Source organism: Hydrogenophaga palleronii (assembly GCF_031457455.1).
Taxonomy (GTDB): Bacteria; Pseudomonadota; Gammaproteobacteria; order Burkholderiales; family Burkholderiaceae_C; genus Hydrogenophaga; species Hydrogenophaga palleronii_A.
Genome location: NZ_JAVDWU010000013.1, coordinates 94,102 through 115,938, shown reverse-complemented (window position 1 = coordinate 115,938; position 21,837 = coordinate 94,102). Strand labels below are relative to the sequence as shown.

Genomic DNA, 21,837 nt, shown 5'->3' with positions numbered 1-21,837 from the left:
ACGGGACAGCAATCACTCGGCCCCAATGGCATGCGAAACATGACGTTCTTCTCAAAAATGCAACGGGTGATGGCGTTGGCGCTGTTCAGCCTGACCCTTAGCCTGTCCCCGCTGACTGACGCCCAAGCGCAAGGCACAGAACCCCCACCCGGGATCCGCGCGGGCGTAGCCCAGACCAATGGCATCAAGGTCACTCTGCCCAACGGCTTCGCCACCATCTCGCAGACCGACATGAGCGTGGCCAGCGTGGGTGGAGCGGTCAACTGGTCGCGCTACTGGGACGGCCGTGAATGGAAATTCAACCCCCACTGGGAAAGCCTCTCAGTGAGCTGGAGCAACCTCACTGCGGGGCGCATGAGTGGTGGCGACGATCTCCTGATCGGAAGAGCAGGCTGTGACCGCCTGACGGACCCCGACTGCAAAGAGCCACCCAATGACAACAGCTGCTGGGTCTGGGTGGATGAAGACTGGCAGCCCAGTGGCGAACGTGTGCTGCTCGGTGGCGGCGGTACCTCGGCCAGCTACGAATTCGTGGCCGAACCGGTGCCACCCATTCGCGGCACCCCTTTCAACAAGATCATCGGGGGTGATGCCTCCGCCAGCGAGTACGGCAGCGGTACCTGGGTCAACGCCGACTGGCTCGCGCTGTGCCCGGGCGGCGGTGGTGGCGGCAACGCATCAGCGGCATTCAGCCAGGGCCAGGAACTCGAAGGCATCCGCCGCATCAACGAACTCTATTTGGGCGAGGGCGGGCGCTACGCCTTCAGCAACCGCTCGGTGCTCGAACGCAGAGCGGTCAGGGAAATGCCGACCACCACAGTGGCCCAGCTCACGAGCGGCCAGGTCAGCGCAACCCCGGTGGACAACCCCAAAGGCTACCGCTGGATCGACCGCAGCGGCGCCTGGATCGACTACAACACCCAGGGCCAGGTCGTGGCCTATGGGGAGCGCAACAACATCCCTGTCTGGCTGGTGCGCAACGAAGCCGGCGTGGTGCGCGGCGTGGTCGACGCCAACGGGCGGGTGATCTACAGCCTGCACTACAGCGGTGAACTCATCACCGAAGTGCGCGACTACCCCGTCAGCGGCCTGGAGGGCGATCTGCCCGCACGCAGCGTGCGCTACCAATACAACGCCGGCAACCGCTTGAGCGAAGTGACTGACGTGCGCGGCCACGTCACCCGCTACGGCTACGACCGATCCGGGCGCATCAACCGGGTCACCGACGCCGAAGAGCGCGTAGAGACCCTGGCCTACAAAGACGGCCTGGTGAGCCAGCACACGGCGGCCGACGGTGGCGTGACCGACTACGCCTTCAGCTACGACGAAGTCAACAAACAGTTCAACAGCAAGATCACCGGACCGCAAACCGCAGCGGGGCGCCGGGTCGAAGAGCAGACCCACAACCGCATCGGCAAACTTGTCAGGCAAGTCGTCAACGGGCGCACCGACCTGGAGATGAAGTACGACTCGGGTGCTCGCATTGAAGCCAGTACCAACGCCAGAGGCTTCACCAGCTATGTGCAGCGCAACGAGTTCGAGCAGGGCACTCGGGTCACCCATGAGGACGGCAGTTCTTTGCGCAGCGCTTACTCCGCAGTGCATCTGGAGATGACCGAGCAAACGGACGAACTCGGTGTCAAGACGCAGTACCTTCATGACGACAAAGGCAATTTGCTGAGCGAGGTCGAAGCTGTGGGTACAGTCGAACAGCGAACGACCGAATACAACGTCAATGAACTGGGCCAAGTCACACAGATCATTCGCAAAGGCCGCACGGAAAGCAACGGTACTGTGAGTCCAGATGCCATTTGGCAGCTGGAATATGACAGTCAGGGGCAATTGAGCAGAACCACAGATCCAGAGGGCGCTGTTCGGACCTACGTGGTCGGGCGAATGGGAAACCTGCTCAAAGCGACCGACCCACGAGGCCATGCGACGACCTATGAGGCCAACGCAGCGGGGGAGTTGACAAAGCAAACCAATGCGCTGGGGCACAGCCAACAGTACACCTACGACCGCGTGGGCAATCTGGTCAGTGAGCTGGACGCACGCGGCAAGGCCACCTTGATGGCGTACGACGCCATGAACCGCCTGAGTGCGCGAACCCACGCGTTGGAAGGGGTCAGCCGCTCCACCCACGACGCTGCAAACACCCTGGTCTCTGATACTGATGAGGACGGGCGGGCGACCCGTTTGGAGTACGACAACTTTCAGCGTCTGATCAAGCACGTGGATGGCTCGGACAACGTCACCCAGTTTGGCTACCAGATCAATGACGGCACCAGCACCGGGCAACTGGGCAGCCTGCTGGAACCCGTACAGGTGGACTACCCCACCTTCAGTCAGTCCAACCGTTTCGACGCAAGAGAAAGGCCGACGCTTCAGACCCTGAAATACCGCAACAGCCAGGGCGAGCAGGCGGAGCCCTCCGCTGCCACGTACGACAGGCGCGGACAGGTTCTGACCGAAACCGATCCCAGCGGAAGCATGCGCAGATTCATATACGACGCTTTGGGTCAAAGAACCGAGGTGGTGGATGCCTTGAACGGCGTCACGAGGTACCAGTTCGATGTACGTGGCAACCTGCTGCAGATGACCGATGCCAATGGCAACTCGCACCGCTTTGAGTACGACCGCAATGACCGTTTGGTCAAGGAAACCCGTCCATTAGGGCAGGTGCGGCAGTTCGAGTACGACGCCTCGGGCAACATGGTCAAGCGCATCGAACCGAGTGGTGTGCAATACCAATTCACGTTTGATGCGGCCAACCGCCTGATCAATATTGAGCACAAGCGCTCTGATGAGTCCTTGATGCGCAGCGTCACACAAGCTTGGGATGCAAACAACAACCTCGTCGCCTGGGAAGACAGGGACGAAGCTCGCAATCAAACGAGCAGCGCGGCGCTGATCTACGATGATGTGAACCGCAAAATCAGCGAAACCCTGACCTACCCGAACGGCTATTCATTGAGCTTCTCGTACGGTTACAGCCTGGCCGGCAAGAAAACCCGGCTGGTGTGGGCCGACGGAACGACCATCGACTACGGCTACAACGCCTCCGGGGATCTGGACTCTGTCACCATTCCTGGGGAGGGGGTTCTCGCCATCAACGAGTTTGCCTGGGGCGCACCCAAGAAGGCCACGCTGCCCGGCGGTGTCACTCAAAATTGGGTACATGACGGCCTGCTCAACACCGAGTCGTTCGACGTCAGGACGCCGGGTCAGCAAAGCACACTGAGCCTTGACCACCGTTTCGGCAAGCAGCAAGAAATCACCAGCCGCAACCGTACCGACACGGCGGGCGGACAGAGCAGCACACGCAACGAGCAGTTCAGCTACGACGCCGAACTGCGACTGACACAGGTGCAGCGGGACGCAGGCGGCCTGTTTGGTACGTCGACCCAGTCCTACACGCTGGACGCTGTGGCTAACCGCACCGCCGACAGCCAGGTCTCGGGTGAGTGGCAGTACGACGCCAACAACCGTTTGATCAAGATCGGCAGCGGCGCTTGCGCGACCGCCGGAGTGATCTGCCACGAATGGGATGTCAACGGCAACTTGAGCAAGAAGATTCAGTCTACGTTGACGACACTGTATCGCTACGACAGCCACAACCGGCTGACGGACGTGGCGCATGAAGTCGGCGGTGTGGACCTCCTTGTGGCGCGTTACGGCTACGACCCCATGGACCGGCGCATCTGGAAAGAGCAGTTCCGCGACAAGAGCGGCGCTGCACTGGCGCAGGCCACAAGAACCTACTACTTTTACAGCGACGAGGGTCTGATCGCGGAGGCGCGGCAACTGATCGAACTCAATGCAAACGGCAGCGTGGAAGAAGTGGGAGAGCCACAGATCACCAGCCAATACGGACCTCGGCCAGACAGCGAGTTCACCACAGGCATGCTGTTTGTAAAAACCACCAACAGCAATGGGCATGTGGTTTACGGGTACTACCACCATGACCACTTGGGCACGCCGATTCAAGCCACGGACAAGCAGGGCAATGTCATTTGGGCGGCAGCCTACGACGCTTTCGGTAGGGCAGCGATCATCACGCCGGCAGCGACAACAGAAACCCCCACCATCTCCAGCCAACTGCGCCTGCCTGGCCAATATGAAGACCAGGAGACGGGACTGCACTACAACTTCCGGCGCTTCTTCGACCCTGATTCTGGGCGGTATGTGACGGAGGATCCGATTGGGCTTGAAGGCGGTTCGAATTTGTTTGTCTATGTTAATGGGAGTCCAACGATTTTAATGGACCCCACTGGGGAAGTGTTTCCAGTAATAGTTGTTCTTGGACGAATATTGGCGACAGGCGCTGCATTTTGTGCAAAAAATCCTAAATTATGTAGAGAGATTTACAGGTGTGCAAAAAATCCCCCTAGCTGCAAGCAGCGATTCTGCAAAATCATGAGGAGTAAAACCCTCTATCATCCATTTTGTGATTTTCCGGGATGCGATCGGATGACATCTTCGATCGGTCGAGATGCTGCAACGAAAGCGGCCTCTGCATGCTTGGGTTTGAGATTAATGGTTCGATCGGTTTGTTTTTCGGGTGCGCGCGATCCCAAACATGATGAAGAAATACATAAGGCTAGAGATAAGTTAAATAGGTGCAAATCCATCTGTCAACGTGGTTGAAGAATATGAGCAAAATGTGGCCATTAGATGATGTTCGAAATGAGCGCTGGCTTGAATTCGAAGAGTATTTGGATGACTTGTTGGTCGAGCTGGGTGATAATGAAAAGTCATTGCTGCTTACGTCGATTTGTGGTTATGAAAATGTTCCTCATCTGGTTGAGAGGCTTATTGACTTTGGCGCTGATCCGTCTTTTGATTCCTATCATTCAGGTTGCGATAAGCTTGCGATAATAAGACTCTTTGACGGCGACGTTGGGGTGACGCCGATAGGAAGTGCTGTTATGGGATTTTTTCATTTTAGGAGGAGTACTTTTGATAACTTGAGGGTTCTTCTTTCTAAGGGTGCGAATGTAAATCAAGCAGCACTATCAACATATACTCCATTGCAGCTATCTATAGTGCATGATCTGCCTGAATTCGTTCGATTTTTTCTGGAAAATGGGGCGGATCCTTGTGTGCCGTCAACGGAGTTTGATGGGCCAAACGCATGGGATTATGCGGAAGGAAAAGAGTGGGCGCTGTTGTTGTTAAAGGAGTTTGATTGTGGCAAAGATTCCTGAAGTCCTATTAGGTTGACCGGGGTTTTAGGTCATGATATTCCGCTGTTGATGTGTCAAGGGCTGGGTGCGGATGTCGTGGCTGTTAACTCCTTAAAAGAAAGTGGACAAATTTACCTAATTAAAGATATTCAATGCGCCGCATCACGATATCTTGCCGAAGTCGTGGGTCTATGACCTTCGGTTTTTGCGACTTGAGTGGGCGTGCAATGGGTTGGGAAATCCAACCTTGGATATCGATCTCTCTAGTCATGAGAGGTATGTCAAGCTTAGGTTTTCTGAGGTTGATGGATTTTTGTTGCAGCCTAATACTATTTACACGTCCGTGAGTTTGGAGATATTTAATCTGAGGCAATATCTCCCTGAGATACCAGCTCCCATTCGAGTTCAAGGGCTGATTGAATTTTGGGCGGATGAGGTTGTGGTTCTTTGAGTGATTGCTGCATATCTTGATGAATGCAAGAGTGATATTTTGAATCAAGTTCTATCTCTTGCTGTCTAATTGGTTGAGTTTTCCATTGGTTTAATAGTATTTCGTGCTCCCTCTAAAGATCTCTTATTCCTCTGTTGCTCCTCTAAATAAATTCATAAACGCAATTAAATCATAAATGACTCGCATGGCCATGCCCCATCAACCAGACGCCCCAAGCGCCCAGCCGGCAATCAGCCCGGCTGCGCCCATGCGCGCCCGGCTGATGCCTCGAGCCTCGTCTGTGCTGTTCGCTCTTCTAGCCTTTGTCATCCTGACCCTGCTCCCCCCCCTTGCCCAAGCGCAAGGCACAGAACCGCCCCCCGGCATCCGAGCCGGCACAGCCCAAAGCACCGGCATCAAGGTGACGATGCCCAACGGCTTTGCCACCATCGCGCAGACCGACATGAGCGTGGCCAGCGTGGGCGGGGCGGTGAATTGGGCGCGCTACTGGGACGGGCGCGAATGGAAATTCAACCCCCACTGGGAAAGCCTCTCGGTCAGCTGGAGCAACCTCACCGCAGGGCGCATGAGTGGTGGCGACGATCTCCTGATCGGAAGAGCAGGCTGTGACCGCCTGACGGACCCCGACTGCAAAGAGCCACCCAATGACAACAGCTGCTGGGTCTGGGTGGATGAAGACTGGCAGCCCAGTGGCGAACGTGTGCTGCTCGGTGGCGGCGGTACCTCGGCCAGCTACGAATTCGTGGCCGAACCGGTGCCACCCATTCGCGGCACCCCTTTCAACAAGATCATCGGGGGTGATGCCTCCGCCAGCGAGTACGGCAGCGGTACCTGGGTCAACGCCGACTGGCTCGCGCTGTGCCCGGGTGGTGGGGGCGGCAGCGCCTCTGCGGCCTACAGCCAGGGCCAGGAACTCGAAGGCATTCGCCGCATCAACGAACTCTACCTGGGCGAGGGCGGGCGCTACGCCTTCAGCAACCGCTCGGTGCTCGAACGCAGAGCAGTCAGGGAAATGCCCACCACCGCAGTGGCCCAGCTCACGACCGGCCAGGTCAGCGCTGTTCCTCTGGATAACCCCAAAGGTTACCGCTGGATCGACCGCAGCGGCGCCTGGATTGACTACAACACCCAGGGCCAGGTGGTGGCCTACGGTGAGCGCAACAACATCCCCGTCTGGCTGGTGCGCAACGAAGCCGGCGTGGTGCGCGGCGTGGTCGATGCCAACGGGCGCGTAATCTACAGCCTGCACTACAGCGGTGAACTCATCACCGAAGTGCGCGACTACCCCGTCAGTGGCCTGGAGGGCGACCTGCCTGCGCGCAGCGTGCGCTACCAGTACAACGCCGGCAACCGCCTGAGCGAAGTCACCGATGTGCGTGGCCACGTCACCCGCTACGGCTACGACCGCTCCGGGCGCATCAACCGAGTCACAGACGCCGAAGAGCGCATTGAAACCCTGGCCTACAAAGACGGTCTGGTGAGTCAGCACACGGCGGCCGATGGTGGCGTGACCGACTACGCCTTCAGCTACGACGAAGTCAACAAACAGTTCAACAGCAAGATCACCGGACCGCAAACCGCAGCGGGGCGCCGGGTCGAAGAGCAGACCCACAACCGCATCGGCAAACTCGTCAGGCAGGTGGTCAACGGGCGCACCGACCTGGAGATGAAGTACGACTCGGGTGCCCGCATCGAAGCCAGTACCAACGCCAGAGGCTTCACCAGCTATGTGCAGCGCAACGAGTTTGAGCAGGTCACTCGGGTCACTGACACCGCTGGCGCGAGCTATCGAACCAGTTTCTCGGCCATTCACCTGCAACCGACAGAGCGCGTCGATCAGGAAGGCTTCCGGACGACTTACACCTATGACGATGTGGGTAACTTGCTGGGCATCGTGAAAGCAGCCGGAACCGCGCAGCAGCGCCAGATCAACATCCAACGCAACGTCCTGGGCCAGATCGTCCGGGTGGAGTTCGTTGGGCGCACCGAAGCCAATGGCACCATCACGCCCAACGCGGTCTGGATCGGTGAGTACGACCCCCTGGGTCAGTTGAGCCGCATCACCGACCCCGAAGGCCACGTCCATCAGCTTCGCATCAACCGAGCGGGCCATTTGCTGCGCTACACCAACCCCCTGGGCCATGCCATCCGTTACGAAGTCGATGCCGTCGGACGCAAGACCCTAGAAACCAACGCAATGGGGCACAGCCGCAGCCTAGGCTACGACAGAGTTGGCAACCTGTTGAGTGTGACTGGCCCCGGCACCTACACTTGGCACGTGGCTTACGACGCCATGAATCGGGTCATCCAAAGCACCAACCCGGTAGGCGGTGTCAGCAGCAGTGAATTCAACGCCCAGGGACTGGTTGTTCGGAAGACGGACGCCGACGGACGCAGTAGCCAGATCGAATACGACAACTTCCTGCGGGTGGTCAGCTACCTTGACGGGCTGAACAACCGCTACGGCGTGGACTATCAGATCGCTGATGGCACCACCACGGGGGTGCTGGGCAGTCTGTTCTCTCCCACGGAGATCAACTACCCCAGCTTCACGCAGCTCACTCGGTTTGACGCTATGGAGCGCCCCACCAGCCAAAGCTTCAAGTATCTCAACGCGCAAGGTGAACAAAGCGTCAACGCTGGAGTGACCTACGATAAGCGCGGTCTGGTGCTCACCGAAACCGACCCCAACGGCAGCATTCGACGCTACGCATGGGATGCACATGGCCAGCCCACAGAGGCCACCGACGCACTGGGTGGCAAGACCACCATGGGCTATGACGTGCGGGGCAACCTCATCGAGGTTAAGGATGCCAAGGGCAACACACACAGCTTTGAGTACGACCGCAACGACCGGCTCGTGAAGGAAACCCGCCCGCTGGGTCAAATCATCCTCTTTGAATACGATGACTCCGGTCGCCTGAATAAGAGAACCAACCCCAATGGCCACGAGCATCTCTACGTTTGGGATGCCGCAGGCCGGGTCATCCAGATCGAACACAAAGACAGTGCTAACAACCTGTTGCGCACTATGGTTAATACCTGGGATCAGCACAACAACATCCTCGGTTGGACCGACACAGACCACACCAGAAGCGACGAAACGACCAGTGCCGTGCTGAGCTACGACAACGCCAACCGAAAAACCGGCGAAACCGTGACCTACCCCGGTGGACACAGCCTGGGCTATGGAGTCACCCACAGCGCGGCAGGCAAACAGACCAGCCTCACCTGGCCCGATGGAACCAAGATCGACTACGGCTACAGCGCGCACGGCGAGTTGCAGAGCGTAGCTATCCCTGGCGAGGGCACGATCAGTGTCAATGAATACAGCTGGCTGCAACCCAAGACCGTGACCCTGCCTGGTGGAGGCACGCAGAACAAGGGATACGACGGTCTTCTCAATCTGGTAAGCCAGACCGTCAGGACGGCAGGCCAGCAGAGCACGCTCAGCCTCACCAACCAATATGGCCGAGTGCAGGAGCTCCAGGAGCGCAGCCGCACCGACACCGCAGGCAACGTGAGCAGCAGCGTGAATGAGGAATTCGAGTACGACGCAGAGATCCGCTTAATCAAGGCGAACAAAGAAACCGGCGGCCTGCTGGGCAGCAGCAGCGAAGCCTTCACGCTGGACGCAGTGGCCAACCGCACGGCGCATTCACCAACCACAGGCGCCTGGCAGTACGACGCCAATAACCGGCTCACGAAGATTGGCAGCGGAAGCTGTGGCAGCAGCGGTACGGTCTGCTACGGCTACGACGACGCGGGCAACCTGATCAGCAAGACGGAGCAGAACAAGAGCACGCAATTCCGCTATGACAGCCAGAACCGGTTGATCGAGGTCAGCGCAGGTACGGCAGGGAGCGAAGCCGTGATCGCCCAGTACGGCTACGACCCTATGAATCGCAGGCTGTGGAAACTGCAGATCAGAGACAAGGCTGGGCAATCGCTGGCACAGGCAAAGCGGACCTTCTATCTCTACAGCGATGCGGGGTTAGTCGCTGAAAGCACCGAGTTGGTCACGCTCAATCCGAACGGCAGCCTCAGCAGCCAAGCCACCCCACAGATCACCGCGCAGTACGGCCCGAAGCCGGGCAACGCCTTCACCACCGGAGTGCTGTTCATCAAGACCAAAAGCTACAACGGGATTGACAGCAACGGCGGAGACATCATTGCCTATTACCACCACGACCATTTGGGGGCGCCGATTCAGGCGACTGACAAAAACGGTAGGGTGGTCTGGGCTGCGCGGTACGAACCCTTCGGCAAGGCCAGTATTGTCACGCCGCAGGCCATGGCTGAGAACCCAACCATCACCAGCAACCTAAGGCTACCCGGGCAGTATGAGGACGAAGAGACGGACCTGCATTACAACTGGAATCGGTATTACGACCCTGCTATTGGGCGCTATGTGACTGAGGATCCGATTGGTCTTTCGGGTGGGGTTAATTTCTATGCTTACGCTGAAGGCAGTCCTTTGCGCTTACTTGATCCAGAGGGGTTGTCAGTGATTCAATCGCCCAGTATTGGAGGGCCAGGAAACTCAAGAGGCCCAGATATCTGCACGGGCACTAATTGTTCGAAACCCGCGTTTGATCCATCCCCTAACGGCCCGGTGCCAGCGCCAGGCCCTCTTCCGGATCCAATGAAAGACCCACGTTGGCAAAAAGGTGAGTGCCCTGAATGGATGGAAAAAGCGTACGGGGGTTGTGGTTGTCCAGATATTCAACCTTCATTGGGTGCGTGTATGGGGTGCTGCGCCTCAGTTCAAGGAAGAAGTCGTAGCCCAGGAGGGGTTGGTGGCGGAAGCATATGTAGTGAGACTTGCTATAGGAAGTACAACATTTCTTTGGAGCCTACTAACGACCCCGTGTGTACGGCAAGTCTTTAATTTTTATATGTATATGCAGCATGAAAAATATTAAGACAATCGTGGTTGTATTGTTGGTTGGGTGCATAAGCGGAATGGCAGGATGCTCTACCTCAAGAGCAAAATCCGATAATAGTGAGGACATACGATTGTGGTATGCCTTCACCTCCCAAACTCTTGATTTCATGATGGAGGTGGCTGATCCAAAGGGATTGTCTCCCGATGAGAAAATCAATGAGAAAGTAATGCTTACTTTTGCGGATGCTGCGTACTTCCTCGATGCAGAGCTGATGCACGAAAGGGGCGTTAGACATCTAAAAGGAGGTATGTGCAATCGACTTCCTCAGTTGCGAAATTTTTGGGGATTGATTGAGGGAGGAGTGTTGCCAATTAATTATAGGCATGAGGCCTCTAGAAATCATGTGGCACGGAGCCTGCAGGGCTTGATAACTACGCTGGATAAAATTTGTGACGAGTAAATTGTTGTGTGCAGCGGTAGAGCTCTAGAGGCAGAATTTGGCTAATGGAGTGATGCACCGGAATGGCGAGCATGGGGGTTTGAATATTTTGGATAACTGAGTGGTTGATTTTCCTTGGGTTGGTTTTTATTGAAACCTTTTGAGTTTTCTAAATGTTTTTTCAGAACAGGCGAAGTTTCGCCATCACACTTGCATTGGCAATTCAGTTGACCGCCTGTGGCGGTGGCAATGACGAGCCCCGCTCCAAAGACCTCTACGCCACCTACGAAGTGGTGACCGAAGGTATGTCCCTGACGCAACTCAAGACCGTCATTGGCCAGGAGCCCAGCAGCTCGCGCGCTGATGGAAACGACATCACGATCTACACCTGGGTGGCCGACGAGGGCAGCTACTTGGAAACAAAGCTGCATGTGAACGTGGAAGCCAACTACGGCGTGGTGGGCAAGACGGTGATCGGGCCCAGCGGCAGCAAGACAGCCAGTTTCATTTGACGGCGCAGAGCGTTTTATTCATCCGCGCATTCATACCCATGCATACAAACAGAACGAGAGGGCCTGCCATGGAGGGCAACCAACAATTGAAGCGTGAGAACACGTGTAGCAGCTGGCGCCAGCCGTTGCGGCGTCTGTTCACGAAGTCGGTGGGGCTGGCCATGGGCCTGGCCTGGCTGGCCATGCCTGCCCAGGCTCAGGAGACGGTGTGCGCGCGGGTCAAGATCGAGATCAAGCAGGAGCTCACGCTGGAGCGCCAGGCCTTTGATGCCGAGATGAAGATCAACAACACCACCGATGCGGGTGTTGTAGAAAACGTCCGGGTGGAGGTGAAGGTCACGGAGGAAGACGGCACGCCGGTGGCGATCACCTCAGACCCGAACAACCTGTCGGCCAAGTTCTTCATTCGCCTGTCGAACACGCAGAACATTTCGGATGTGAACGGCACGGGATCGGTCAGCGCGCAGAGCACGGCCGTGATGAACTGGCTGCTGATTCCGGCGCCCGGCTCGGCAGGCATCAACCCGCAGGGAAAAAAATACCTGGTGGGCGCGCGCCTGACCTACCGTTTTGGTGGTGAAGACACGGTGCTGGACGTGACGCCCGATGTGATCACCGTCAAGCCGCTGCCGCTGCTGACGCTGGATTACTTCCTGCCTGAAGATGTGTGGGGAGACGATCCGCTGACGGACCCCATTGAGCCGATAGAACCGTTCACGTTGGGCGTGCGAGTGCACAACACCGGCCAGGCCGTGGCTCGCAACCTCAAGATCGATTCGGCACAACCCCGGATCGTCGAGAACAACCAGGGTTTGTTGATCAATTTCCTGTTGACAGGCAGCTACCTCGATGACGCGCCGGTACAAAACAGCCTGCTGATCAACTTTGGCGACATTGCCCCGCAGAGCGCCAAGATGGGCCGCTGGGTGATGGAGACCTCGCTGGCGGGCAAGTTCGTGGAGTTCACCGCCAAGTTCACCCACGCGGACGAACTGGGTGGGGCGCTGACCTCCATCATGCAGGCGACCAATGCCCACTTTTTGATTCGCGACGTGCGCGTGGACCTGCCCGGGCGCGACACGGTGCGCGACTTCCTGGCCCGTGATGGCGACGTGATTCGCCTGTACGAATCCGACGGGCCAGACACCATCGTGACCGATCAGACCGCGCTGGCCACGCTGAGCGCCACCGGTGGCTCTGGCGAAACCGCGAACTTTGCCTTGAGCATGCCGCCAACGGCAGGCTTTGTGTACGTGCGCCTGCGCGACCCGTACAACGGCACCAAGGCGCTGGGCCGCGTGCTGCGCTCAGACGCCAAGGAGATTCTGAGCGAGAACGTGTGGCTTTCCAAGACGCGCAACCGGGACACCCGGCAGACCGAATACTGGATCAACCTGCTTGATGCGAACAGCACGGGCGAGTACACCACCGAGTTCCAGGCGCCACCCGTGCAGGCACTGCCCCCGGTGATCCAGTTCGTGGCAAACCGGGTGACGGATGAACTTTCGCCCGTGTCGTTCCTGGTGGAAGCCAGCAGCCCGCAGGGCGCACCTCTGGTGCTGACAGCCGCGCCCTTGCCTTCCGGTGCCACCTTCACGCAGCAACCCGCCAACCCGGCCACACCGGGGCTGGCCACAGCGGTGTTCAACTGGACGCCGCCCCAGGGTTCGGCCGGCACCTACGTGATCGTCTATACCGCGAGCGATGGCGTGCTCTCGGCCACGCGCACGGCCACCATCCAGGTCAATTCAGAGAACACGCCAGCACCTGGCCCGGGTGTGCCCGTCATCGTGTCGCCGCTGGCTGGGACACAGGTCACTTCGCTCAGGCCCACCCTGTCGGTGATGACCTCGACCCAGCAGAACGACCCGGCGACTCAGGTGCAGTACGAGGTGTTTGCCGATGCGGCGGAGACGCAGATGGTGGTTACCAGCACGGTGGCCAAGGCGCCACGCATCGGTGGCGTGGCGCAGCCCACCACCTGGCAAGTGCCTGACGACCTGAGCGACAACACGAACTACTGGTGGCGCGCTCGCAGCTTTGACGGCACGGTGTACAGCGCCTGGGTCAATGGTCGCTTCAGGGTCAATACCTTCAACGACCCACCGGATGCCTTCAATCTGACCAGCCCCACCCCGGGCAGTGAGGTGAGCACGCTCACACCCGTGCTGAGCTGGACCAACAGCACGGACCGCGACGAAGACGTCATCACCTACAGCGTGCGGGTTTATTCCAACGCCGCCCTGAGCGAACTGGTGACACAGGTGGAGGGACTGCCGGCGGATGCGAGTGGCAGCACGAGTTGGGCCGTGGGCGTGGAACTGAACAACCATGCGCGGTACTACTGGCGTGTGGTGGCACGCGATACCCATGGCGCCACCACGCAAACGGCTGCGCGTTCGTTCACGGTCAACACCGGCAACGTGGCACCGACGGCGCCGGTGCTGCTAAGCCCACCCGTGGGTGGCCAGAGCACATCGCCCAACACCACCCTGAGCATTCAGAACAGCACGGATGCCGATGACGACCTGATCACCTATGTGTTTGAGGTGGACACGGTCAATACCTTTGACTCGGCCGACAAGCGCAGTTCCGGGCAGGTGATTGCTTCTGGCAGCGGGCAGACCCACTGGACAACGCCCACGCTGGTGGAGAACCAGCGCTACTGGTGGCGTGTGAAGGCGCAGGACGGGCGTGCCGAGTCGGCCTGGGTGATGGGCGACTTTGTGTTGAACGCGGTGAACGAGCGTCCACCCGTGCCCACGATCAACAACCCGGGCGATGGTGCCTGGACCGAAACCTTGCAGCCGAGCCTGCTGATTCATGCCGTGACCGACCCCGATGGCGATACCGTGCGCTACGGATTCCAGGTGTTCAGGGACGCCGCGTTGACGCAGTTGGTGACGCAAGGCGAATCGCCCAACACCGGGTGGATCGTGACACCGGCGTTGACGGACCGCAGCATCTACTACTGGCGCGCCCGGGCGATCGATGCCTTGAACGAGGCCAGCGAATGGTCTGCGGCCAGTGTGTTGCATGTGAGCACGGCGCCTTACGTGCCGCCTTCCATCACCATGCTGTCGCCGTCTGCGGCCACGCAGGGCGAACTGGTGGGTGAGCGCCGTGTGGTGCGCGTGGCCTGGGAGAGCAACGACCCGAACATTCCACCCACGGTGTCGCTCTACCACAGCACGGACAGAACCACCTTCAACGGCCAGCCGATCGTCAGTGGTATCCCTGCCCAGGCGGGGGTGCAAGCCGGTCACTACGACTGGGATGTCACGAACCTGCCGGTGGGCACGCACTATGTGTACGCCGTGGTGTACGACGCCAAGGGCAGTGCGCAAGCGTATGCCCCGGGAGCTGTGGTGGTTCGCCCCGCCGAGCAGACCGGTTCGATCGTGCAGCGGCGCCCGGATCGTGTGCGGGTCACCACCGAGAAGGGCAAGAGCGTCAAGATCGCGATGCGCCTGGGTTCTGCCCCGACATCTGACGTGGTGGTCCCGCTCTCGTCCAGCCGCCCGAGCGAAGGGGTGGTGGAGCCCGCTTCGCTGACCTTCACGCCCGAGAACTGGAACGTGATGCAAGAGGCCACCGTCACTGGGGTCAGTGATTGCGCACCCGACCCCACCACTGAATACCAGATCAATGTGGGCCTGGTGGACAGTCTGGACCCGAACTACTTCGGGATTGCGGGCGAGCCTTTCCTGATGGAAAACAGGGAGAAGGGGCCTGAGAACCGGAGCACGACCGATCACCCCAATGTGTACATGTGCGGGATAACGGTGGTGAGTGAGAGGCAGGTGAGCAAAAAAATCTGGGAGTACGTGCTGCGGGCGGAGGTGAACAATATGGGCCCGGATGCGGGGCGCATCGACACCTCCCTGATAGGCTACCCGCCCAAGGTTTACCCGATCGAGATCGTGCTGCGGTTCGGCGCCGTGAGCCAGTACGCCGTGGGTCGCACCAACGACACCGTCACCATCCAGTCGGAGGGCAAGCTCAAGCCCTCGGTCATCAATACCGGCGAGGGCTTCCGCTGGCACGTCCGGATCACGAATCCATGACCCAGACACACCGCACCGCTGGCCAATCACGCTCTCTTGCCATGTTCAATCCGCTTGATGGGGCCATGCCCCTTCGCGCCCCACGGGCACGCGCCTGCACAGATCGCGGCTTCACCCTGCTTGAGTTGCTGGTGGTGATCGTCATCATCGGCCTGCTGGCAGCCTATGTGGGGCCCCGGTACTTTTCTCAGGTGGGCAAATCAGAGCGAGGTGCCGCCAAGGCGCAGATCGAAGGCTTGGGCAAGGCGCTGGACGCCTACCGCCTGGACACGGGGCGCTACCCGACGACCGAACAGGGGCTGAACGCGCTGATGGTTCAACCACCCGATGAAGCGAAATGGACGGGGCCGTATCTGCAGAAGGCTGTGCCCCTGGATCCATGGGGCAGGCCTTACGTGTACCGCTCGCCAGGCCAAAGCGACGACTTCGATCTGTCTTCGATGGGCAAGGACGGCCAGGTGGGCGGCGACGGGGACGCCGCCGACATCAGCTACCGGTGAACGGCAACAGCACTCTCCAATGACGACCGCGACGCATGCACCGGTGCCGCCCGGCACGCAGGGCACTGTCAATGGCAGTGCGCGCGCAGCCACGGCCCAGACACTTGTGCGCGCCAAGGTGCAGGCACCCGACGGCTCCTTGCAGACATCCGAATGGCGCGGGCTGTCGGAAGCCGAGGTGGTGCGCAAGCTGGTCGCGCGCGGGTTTAGGGTGTTGGCACTGGAATCCGGTGCGACAGCCGGCGCCCGTGAGGCACCCCTGGGCCGTGAGCGCTTTGCCCTGCAGTTGTTCAGCCAGGAGTTGCTGGCCTTGCTGGATGCGGGCCTGAACCTCACCGAAGCGCTGGAGACCCTGCTGGCCAAGGAGCGGCAGGAGGCGGCGCGCAGGGTGTTGAGTGATCTGTTGCAGGCACTGCGGGAAGGGCGCAGCTTCTCGGACGTGCTGGAGTTGATGCCGCAGCATTTTCCGCAGGTGTACGTGGCCACGGTGCGAGCGTCTGAACGAACCGGCGATCTGCCTCAGGCCCTGGCCAGATACATCGCCTACCAGACCCAGTTCGAGACCATCCGAAAAAAGCTGATTTCAGCGGCCATCTACCCGGCCATGCTGCTGGTGGTGGGCGGCTTTGTGACGCTGTTTCTTCTGGGTTATGTGGTGCCACGCTTTGCGGTGGTGTACGAGTCGTCCGGGCGGGATCTGCCCTGGATGTCGGCCGCCTTGCTGGGCTTCGGACGAGCCATTTACCACCATTGGCAGATCGCCCTTGCCGGATTGTTCGCCGTGGTGGGCACGCTGGGCATGCTCGTGCTGCGTCCCTTGGGCAGGCAGTGGCTGCTGGACCAGGTACTGAGGTTGCCGTTCTTCGCGCACCGCGCGGATGAGTTCCGGCTGGCCCGCTTTTACCGCGCTGTGAGTCTGCTGCTCGCGGCAGGCATTTCGCTGCATCGCGCCATGGGCATGGTGACGGGGCTCTTGAGCCGCGCGCAGCAGTCGCGACTCACACAGTGCCGTTTGGCGGTGGAGCAGGGCCAAAGTTTGTCTGTGGCATTGATTGCGGCGTCGCTGGCCAATCCGGTTGCCGAGTCCTTGATACGGGTGGGGGAGCGATCAGGGCAGATGGCCGAGATGCTGGAGCGCACGGCCCAGTTTGTGGACGATGACTTTGCGCGCTGGGTGGACTGGACCTCCCGGCTGCTCGAACCCGTTCTGATGACCGTGATTGGTGTGGTGATTGGTGTGGTGGTGGTGTTGATGTATTTGCCCATTTTTGACTTGGCCGGGAGTTTGCAATGAGCGCCCTGGACATGGCCGAGCAGAGAGCCGTCAGCGAAGACGCCCTGTCGCCGCAGGTGCTGGCGCAGGCACGAGCTGCGTGTGCCACCCAAGATGTTTCCATGGTGCAGGCACTGCAAGGGGTCACCGGCTGGGAGGCCGCGCAACTGATGGCGGTGCTGGGGGCGATGTTTGGCTACCCCGTGCTCTCCATGGTGGACCTGCAGGAGGTACAGGCCAACTTTGACGCCATTTCCTTCACCGACTGTCAGCAGAGAGAGGTGCTGCTGATCCAGGGTCCATCTGGGGAGGGCATGCTGGTCATGGGCGATCCCTTTGATGGGGCGACAGAAGCGTGGGCCTTGATGCGAGCCCAGGGTTTCATGGGAAGCTGCCAGCCTGTGCTGGCGCATCCGGATGACCTGAAGGCCTGCATGGCCCGGATGGAACAGCGCTTGCGGGCCATGGATGGGTTCGAGCCGCAAGTGGATCTTCACCCCGACGAAGAGGTGGCGGCCAACATCTCGCTGATGTCCATCAGTGACGAGACCAGTCCGGTGGTGCGCCTGGTGAACTCGACCATCTACGACGCGCTGAAGCTCCAGGCCAGCGATATCCACCTGGAGTGTGACGCGGGTTGCCTGCATGTGCAGTACCGGATCGATGGCGTGCTGGTGCCGATCACACAAGTCATGGGCCAGGAGATGGCGGAACAGGTGATCTCCCGCATCAAGGTGATGGCCGAGCTGGACATCGCTGAACGCCGCATTCCGCAGGATGGCCGGTTCAAGGTGCGTGTCGCAGGGCGCGAGATCGACTTTCGGGTGTCGGTGATGCCCAACATCTTTGGCGAAGATGCGGTGCTTCGGTTGCTGGATCGCCAATCCTTGACGGAAGAGGCCAAGGCCCTGCGACTGGACAACCTGGGGCTGGACGCTGGCGCCATGACGGCAATCCGTCGCCTGGCGGCCAAACCCCACGGCATGCTGCTGGTGACCGGGCCCACTGGATCGGGCAAGACCACCACGCTGTACGCGGCCATCACCGAGATTCACAGCGGCAGGGAGAAGATCGTCACGATTGAAGACCCTGTGGAGTATCGCCTGCCCAGGGTGTTGCAGATTCCGGTCAATGAGAAAAAGGGCCTGACCTTTGCCCGTGGTCTGCGTTCCATTCTGCGCCACGACCCGGACAAGATCATGGTGGGTGAGATTCGCGACGATGAAACCGCACAGATTGCCGTTCAGGCCGCACTGACCGGGCACCTGGTGTTTACCACCGTGCACGCCAACAGCGTGTTTGACGTGCTAGGACGCTTTCTGCACATGGGCGTTGACCCTTACAGCTTCGCTTCGGCACTCAATGGCATCGTCGCGCAGCGGCTGCTGAGAATGAACTGCAGCCATTGCGCGGTCGACGAGCCCGTCAGCGATGAAACACTGGCCGCTGCCGGGCTGACGAGGCAGCAAGTGCAAGGCTGGACTTTCAAGACCGGCAAGGGCTGCGGTCATTGCAGAGGGGTTGGCTACAAGGGCAGAAAGGCTGCGGCAGAGGTGCTGATCCTGAACGATGCCTTGCGCGAACAGATTGCGCAGCGGGCGCCCATCTCTGTGCTCAAAAGCCATGCCGCGCAAAGCGGCTTGCGGCCTTTGCTGGACACGGCGCTTGACTGGGTAGCCAACGGCGAGACGACATTGGAAGAGGTGCTGCGTGTCGCAGGCTGAGGTGAATATCGATTTGGCCGCTGGTCAAGTGCAGGCATTCTGGTTGATTGTTCGCAGTCAGGCCATCGCCTGGGGTGTGGTGGCTGCCAAAGGCGGGGCTGCGCAATGGGTGCCACTGGGGTCTGTTGAAATTCCTGATGATCCGGCCCGAGGTCGTGTGTCGCTGGACGCGCTGATGCAGCTGGCCTCTAGCGTGCCAGCGAACCCATTTGAGGGGCTGTCTTCATCGACCGCTGGACTTCACATTTGGCTGGATGACGCTTGGGTGTCCGTGGGCGCGATACTCTGGAGCGATGCGCTGGTGCGCGAAGATGAAGCCGGGCTTCAAGTCCGCGCGCAACTGAAGGCGCAAGGCCATGAGTTGGATCCGTCGGATCTACTTCGACTGGACGACATGCCCTATGGACAACCACGCCTGGCGCTTGTGTACCCGGCAGAAATTCTGACGTGGGTCAAAGAGCGCGCCCACGCATGGTCTCTCCGCCTGTCTTCGGTCAGGAGCGCATCGCTGGCGGTCTGGGCCGCCAGTTTTTCGCGTTCGGCGTCACCTGTTCTGGCCCTGCTACGGAACGATGCGCTGGTGCTCTTGGGCGCCCCGGGCACAAAGACACGCAAACGAGGCATGACGGAGCGGCATGTCTTGCCGCTGACGTGGCAATCCGGGGTACACGGAGGTTCAAGGACGGTCGCTGTTGCACCGTTGAAAGATGGTTTGGCGGCCTGCTGGCGCAGACAGGTGCTGCGCTCGCCTGTGTGGTCCTCAGTGAACTCGGTGCCGGTTGTGAACATCACGTCCGAAGCACCGATGGCAAGCGAACTTCCGGCACCATTTGTGCGAGCAGAAGGTGGGGCAGGTGCTGTTGACGATGAGAAACTGGGAACGCTGGGCGAAGTCTTGGTTGCCTTGAGTGGACGGTCTCAACACCATGCCCTGGATGCGGTGTGTGACCACAAGGCCAGGAAGCGCGTGTTGGTGCCGATGGCCTTGATTGGCATTCTTGCGCTGACGCTGGTGACTTGGCAGGTAGGGAAAAACATCCGTGCAGAGCGTGCACTGTCCAGCGCCATCGCCCAATACCGCAGCCCGCCACCCCAGCACACGGATGCGCCGCCGTTGACAAAACAGGAACTGCAGCGTGTGCCGGCCATCAATCACGCAATTCGTCAGCTCAACCTGCCGGTGCACGCCTTGTTGCGCTCGCTGGAGCCACCGAGAGACTTGATGGTGGCGGTATTGAGTGTGGACAGTGTGGGGCAAAGCTCAAGCTCGGCCAGTGGAGGTGCTTCGAGCGTGCGCATTGTGGCGCAGGCGCCCCACAGTGCCGACATGACGCGGTATGTGGCCTTTGTGGCAGATCGCAAGCCCTTCACTGGGGCTTATCTGCGCAGGCATGAGTGGGTGGATGGGCCGCAGCAGAAGCTGTTGCGCTTCACCGTGGAGGCCACGTGGAACGACTGAAGCCAGCGCATGCCTGGGAAGGTGTGACCCGATCAGGCGGCGTTCGCCAGATCTGGTGGGAGCTGCGGCGGTACGGCCGAGGTTTCACTGGACGCTGGGGTCGCATGGGATGGATCAACCTGCTGTTGATCTTGTTGTTGCTGTCAGCCGGTGGATATCTGGCATGGCAGCGTGCAAGCTTGATCCATTTGCAGCGGAGTCTGGCGGAGCTGACCACCACCCGGTCTCCTGTGCTTGCGTCGGATCGCGCGTCAAAGCCTGTGGAACTCGATGGAGCCCATGCTGCGCGTGCTCGCATGCAAGCATTTGACGACCACTTGCTGGCACATGATGCGATCGCCCAGGCCATTCGCGATCTGCTTCGGCTGGCTGAAGATCATGGGCTGGTGCTGGAGCAAGGCGACTACGTGTCACAGGCGGATGCCAGCGGACGGTTTCTTCGGTTCCGCATGAATCTGCCTGTCAAGGGTCCCACGCAAGCGATACATGGCTTTGTGAAGGCGGCGTTGCTGACGCAGCCCCAGTTGGCCTTGGATGGCATCCGCTTCAAAAGGAATGTGGACGATCAGGGTGTGATCGAAGCGCAACTCATCTGGGTGCTGTTGAGCGAGCTCCCTGGTGCGCACCGCAATGTGTCTGCGCAGGCTGCTGATCCGAAGGGGCGTCCATGAGTCGCACGCGCTGGATTCTGCTGTTGGCATTGCTGGCCACGCTGACGGCTGCGTGGTTCGCTCCTGAGCCCGCATCTGAAGAGGGTGTGGCCCTCGTCCCTGCTCGCAGAGCGCCGGAGCCGCAAGTCGGGGCACGCGTTTCGGTATCGGACTCTCAAAACCCGCAGGTGCTTTCGATCCGATCGCGCCGCGATGAAGATGACGCCGATGCCCTCAGCGATCTGTTTGCCGCTCCGCCCTGGACGAAACCCGCTCGACCAGTCGCGCCGATCAAGGCCGTCGCACCGGAAGTGGCCCCAGAGCCGCCAGCACCTTCTGCGCCCCCTGTTCCGTTCAGCATCATGGGCAGTATGGAAGAGGGCGGGAAGCGCGCGTACTTCTTGCAATACGCCGATCAGAGTTTTGTCGCTCGCGTCGGCGATACCTTGCTCGAACAGTACAAGGTTGAGAGTGTCGAAAGCGATCGTCTGCTGCTGCGCTACCTGCCGATGGACGTTTTGCAAACCCTGGAGTTGGCTCGCCAGCCTTGAAGTCAGAGATGTTTCGAATGAATGCAATTTTTTCTGTGAGCGCATGCCGCCGCGTCAACTCACGATGGACGGGCAGATGCTTGCTTCTCGCTGCGACGCTGGTGCTCAGCGCCTGTGCTGGCACGGCTTCGTTCAA

At 59.7% G+C, this 21,837-nt stretch carries 12 protein-coding genes; all 12 read left to right on the top strand.

Annotated elements, in window-relative coordinates:
• The first annotated feature begins 75 nt into the window (after nucleotides 1–75).
• The 12 genes from J2W49_RS23455 to J2W49_RS23400 all read left to right on the top strand — a co-directional run bounded on the left by J2W49_RS23455 (nucleotide 76) and on the right by J2W49_RS23400 (nucleotide 21,701).
• Nucleotides 76–4,647, top strand: a complete 4,572-nt coding sequence (locus tag J2W49_RS23455; protein WP_310321813.1) for an RHS repeat-associated core domain-containing protein — start codon at nucleotides 76–78, stop codon at nucleotides 4,645–4,647.
• A gap of 5 nt (nucleotides 4,648–4,652) precedes the next feature.
• Complete coding sequence (locus tag J2W49_RS23450; protein ID WP_310321811.1) at nucleotides 4,653–5,207, top strand: hypothetical protein; 555 nt, start codon at nucleotides 4,653–4,655, stop codon at nucleotides 5,205–5,207.
• An 836-nt stretch (nucleotides 5,208–6,043) separates the two neighbouring features.
• On the top strand, nucleotides 6,044–10,528 hold the full coding sequence (locus J2W49_RS23445; protein WP_310321837.1) for an RHS repeat-associated core domain-containing protein: 4,485 nt from the start codon (nucleotides 6,044–6,046) through the stop codon (nucleotides 10,526–10,528).
• Nucleotides 10,529–10,548: 20 nt separating this feature from the next.
• Complete coding sequence (locus J2W49_RS23440) at nucleotides 10,549–10,986, top strand: hypothetical protein (RefSeq protein WP_310321808.1); 438 nt, start codon at nucleotides 10,549–10,551, stop codon at nucleotides 10,984–10,986.
• Between the two features lie 194 nt (nucleotides 10,987–11,180).
• Entirely contained in the window at nucleotides 11,181–11,477 is a 297-nt protein-coding gene (locus J2W49_RS23435) for a hypothetical protein (RefSeq protein WP_310321805.1), read from the top strand.
• Nucleotides 11,478–11,545: 68 nt separating this feature from the next.
• Nucleotides 11,546–15,544, top strand: a complete 3,999-nt coding sequence (locus J2W49_RS23430; RefSeq protein WP_310321803.1) for an RHS repeat domain-containing protein — start codon at nucleotides 11,546–11,548, stop codon at nucleotides 15,542–15,544.
• A 65-nt stretch (nucleotides 15,545–15,609) separates the two neighbouring features.
• A complete protein-coding gene (gene gspG / locus J2W49_RS23425) occupies nucleotides 15,610–16,044 on the top strand; it encodes a type II secretion system major pseudopilin GspG (protein ID WP_310321835.1) in 435 nt (144 codons plus the stop codon).
• Nucleotides 16,045–16,063: 19 nt separating this feature from the next.
• The gene (locus J2W49_RS23420) at nucleotides 16,064–17,338 is read left to right on the top strand and encodes a type II secretion system F family protein (protein ID WP_310321801.1); all 1,275 of its coding nucleotides are present in this window, start codon (nucleotides 16,064–16,066) and stop codon (nucleotides 17,336–17,338) included.
• Nucleotides 17,335–19,041, top strand: a complete 1,707-nt coding sequence (locus J2W49_RS23415) for a GspE/PulE family protein (protein WP_310321800.1) — start codon at nucleotides 17,335–17,337, stop codon at nucleotides 19,039–19,041. Before J2W49_RS23420 ends, J2W49_RS23415 begins: the two co-directional genes overlap by 4 nt.
• A 1-nt stretch (nucleotide 19,042) precedes the next feature.
• Complete coding sequence (locus J2W49_RS23410; RefSeq protein WP_310321797.1) at nucleotides 19,043–20,500, top strand: hypothetical protein; 1,458 nt, start codon at nucleotides 19,043–19,045, stop codon at nucleotides 20,498–20,500.
• Nucleotides 20,488–21,171, top strand: a complete 684-nt coding sequence (locus J2W49_RS23405) for a hypothetical protein (protein WP_310321795.1) — start codon at nucleotides 20,488–20,490, stop codon at nucleotides 21,169–21,171. Before J2W49_RS23410 ends, J2W49_RS23405 begins: the two co-directional genes overlap by 13 nt.
• Nucleotides 21,168–21,701 (top strand): hypothetical protein, encoded by a 534-nt coding sequence (locus J2W49_RS23400; protein ID WP_310321793.1) that lies wholly within the window; start codon nucleotides 21,168–21,170, stop codon nucleotides 21,699–21,701. Before J2W49_RS23405 ends, J2W49_RS23400 begins: the two co-directional genes overlap by 4 nt.
• Nucleotides 21,702–21,837: the final 136 nt, after the last annotated feature.

Bases quoted from the DNA above. Each gene is read 5' to 3' on its own strand.
- J2W49_RS23450 (WP_310321811.1), top strand. From the start codon at position 4,653: ATGAGCAAAATGTGGCCATTAGATGATGTTCGAAATGAGCGCTGGCTT.
- J2W49_RS23445 (WP_310321837.1), top strand. From the start codon at position 6,044: ATGCCCAACGGCTTTGCCACCATCGCGCAGACCGACATGAGCGTGGCC.
- J2W49_RS23440 (WP_310321808.1), top strand. From the start codon at position 10,549: ATGAAAAATATTAAGACAATCGTGGTTGTATTGTTGGTTGGGTGCATA.
- J2W49_RS23430 (WP_310321803.1), top strand. From the start codon at position 11,546: ATGGAGGGCAACCAACAATTGAAGCGTGAGAACACGTGTAGCAGCTGG.
- gspG (WP_310321835.1), top strand. From the start codon at position 15,610: ATGCCCCTTCGCGCCCCACGGGCACGCGCCTGCACAGATCGCGGCTTC.
- J2W49_RS23420 (WP_310321801.1), top strand. From the start codon at position 16,064: ATGACGACCGCGACGCATGCACCGGTGCCGCCCGGCACGCAGGGCACT.
- J2W49_RS23415 (WP_310321800.1), top strand. From the start codon at position 17,335: ATGAGCGCCCTGGACATGGCCGAGCAGAGAGCCGTCAGCGAAGACGCC.
- J2W49_RS23400 (WP_310321793.1), top strand. From the start codon at position 21,168: ATGAGTCGCACGCGCTGGATTCTGCTGTTGGCATTGCTGGCCACGCTG.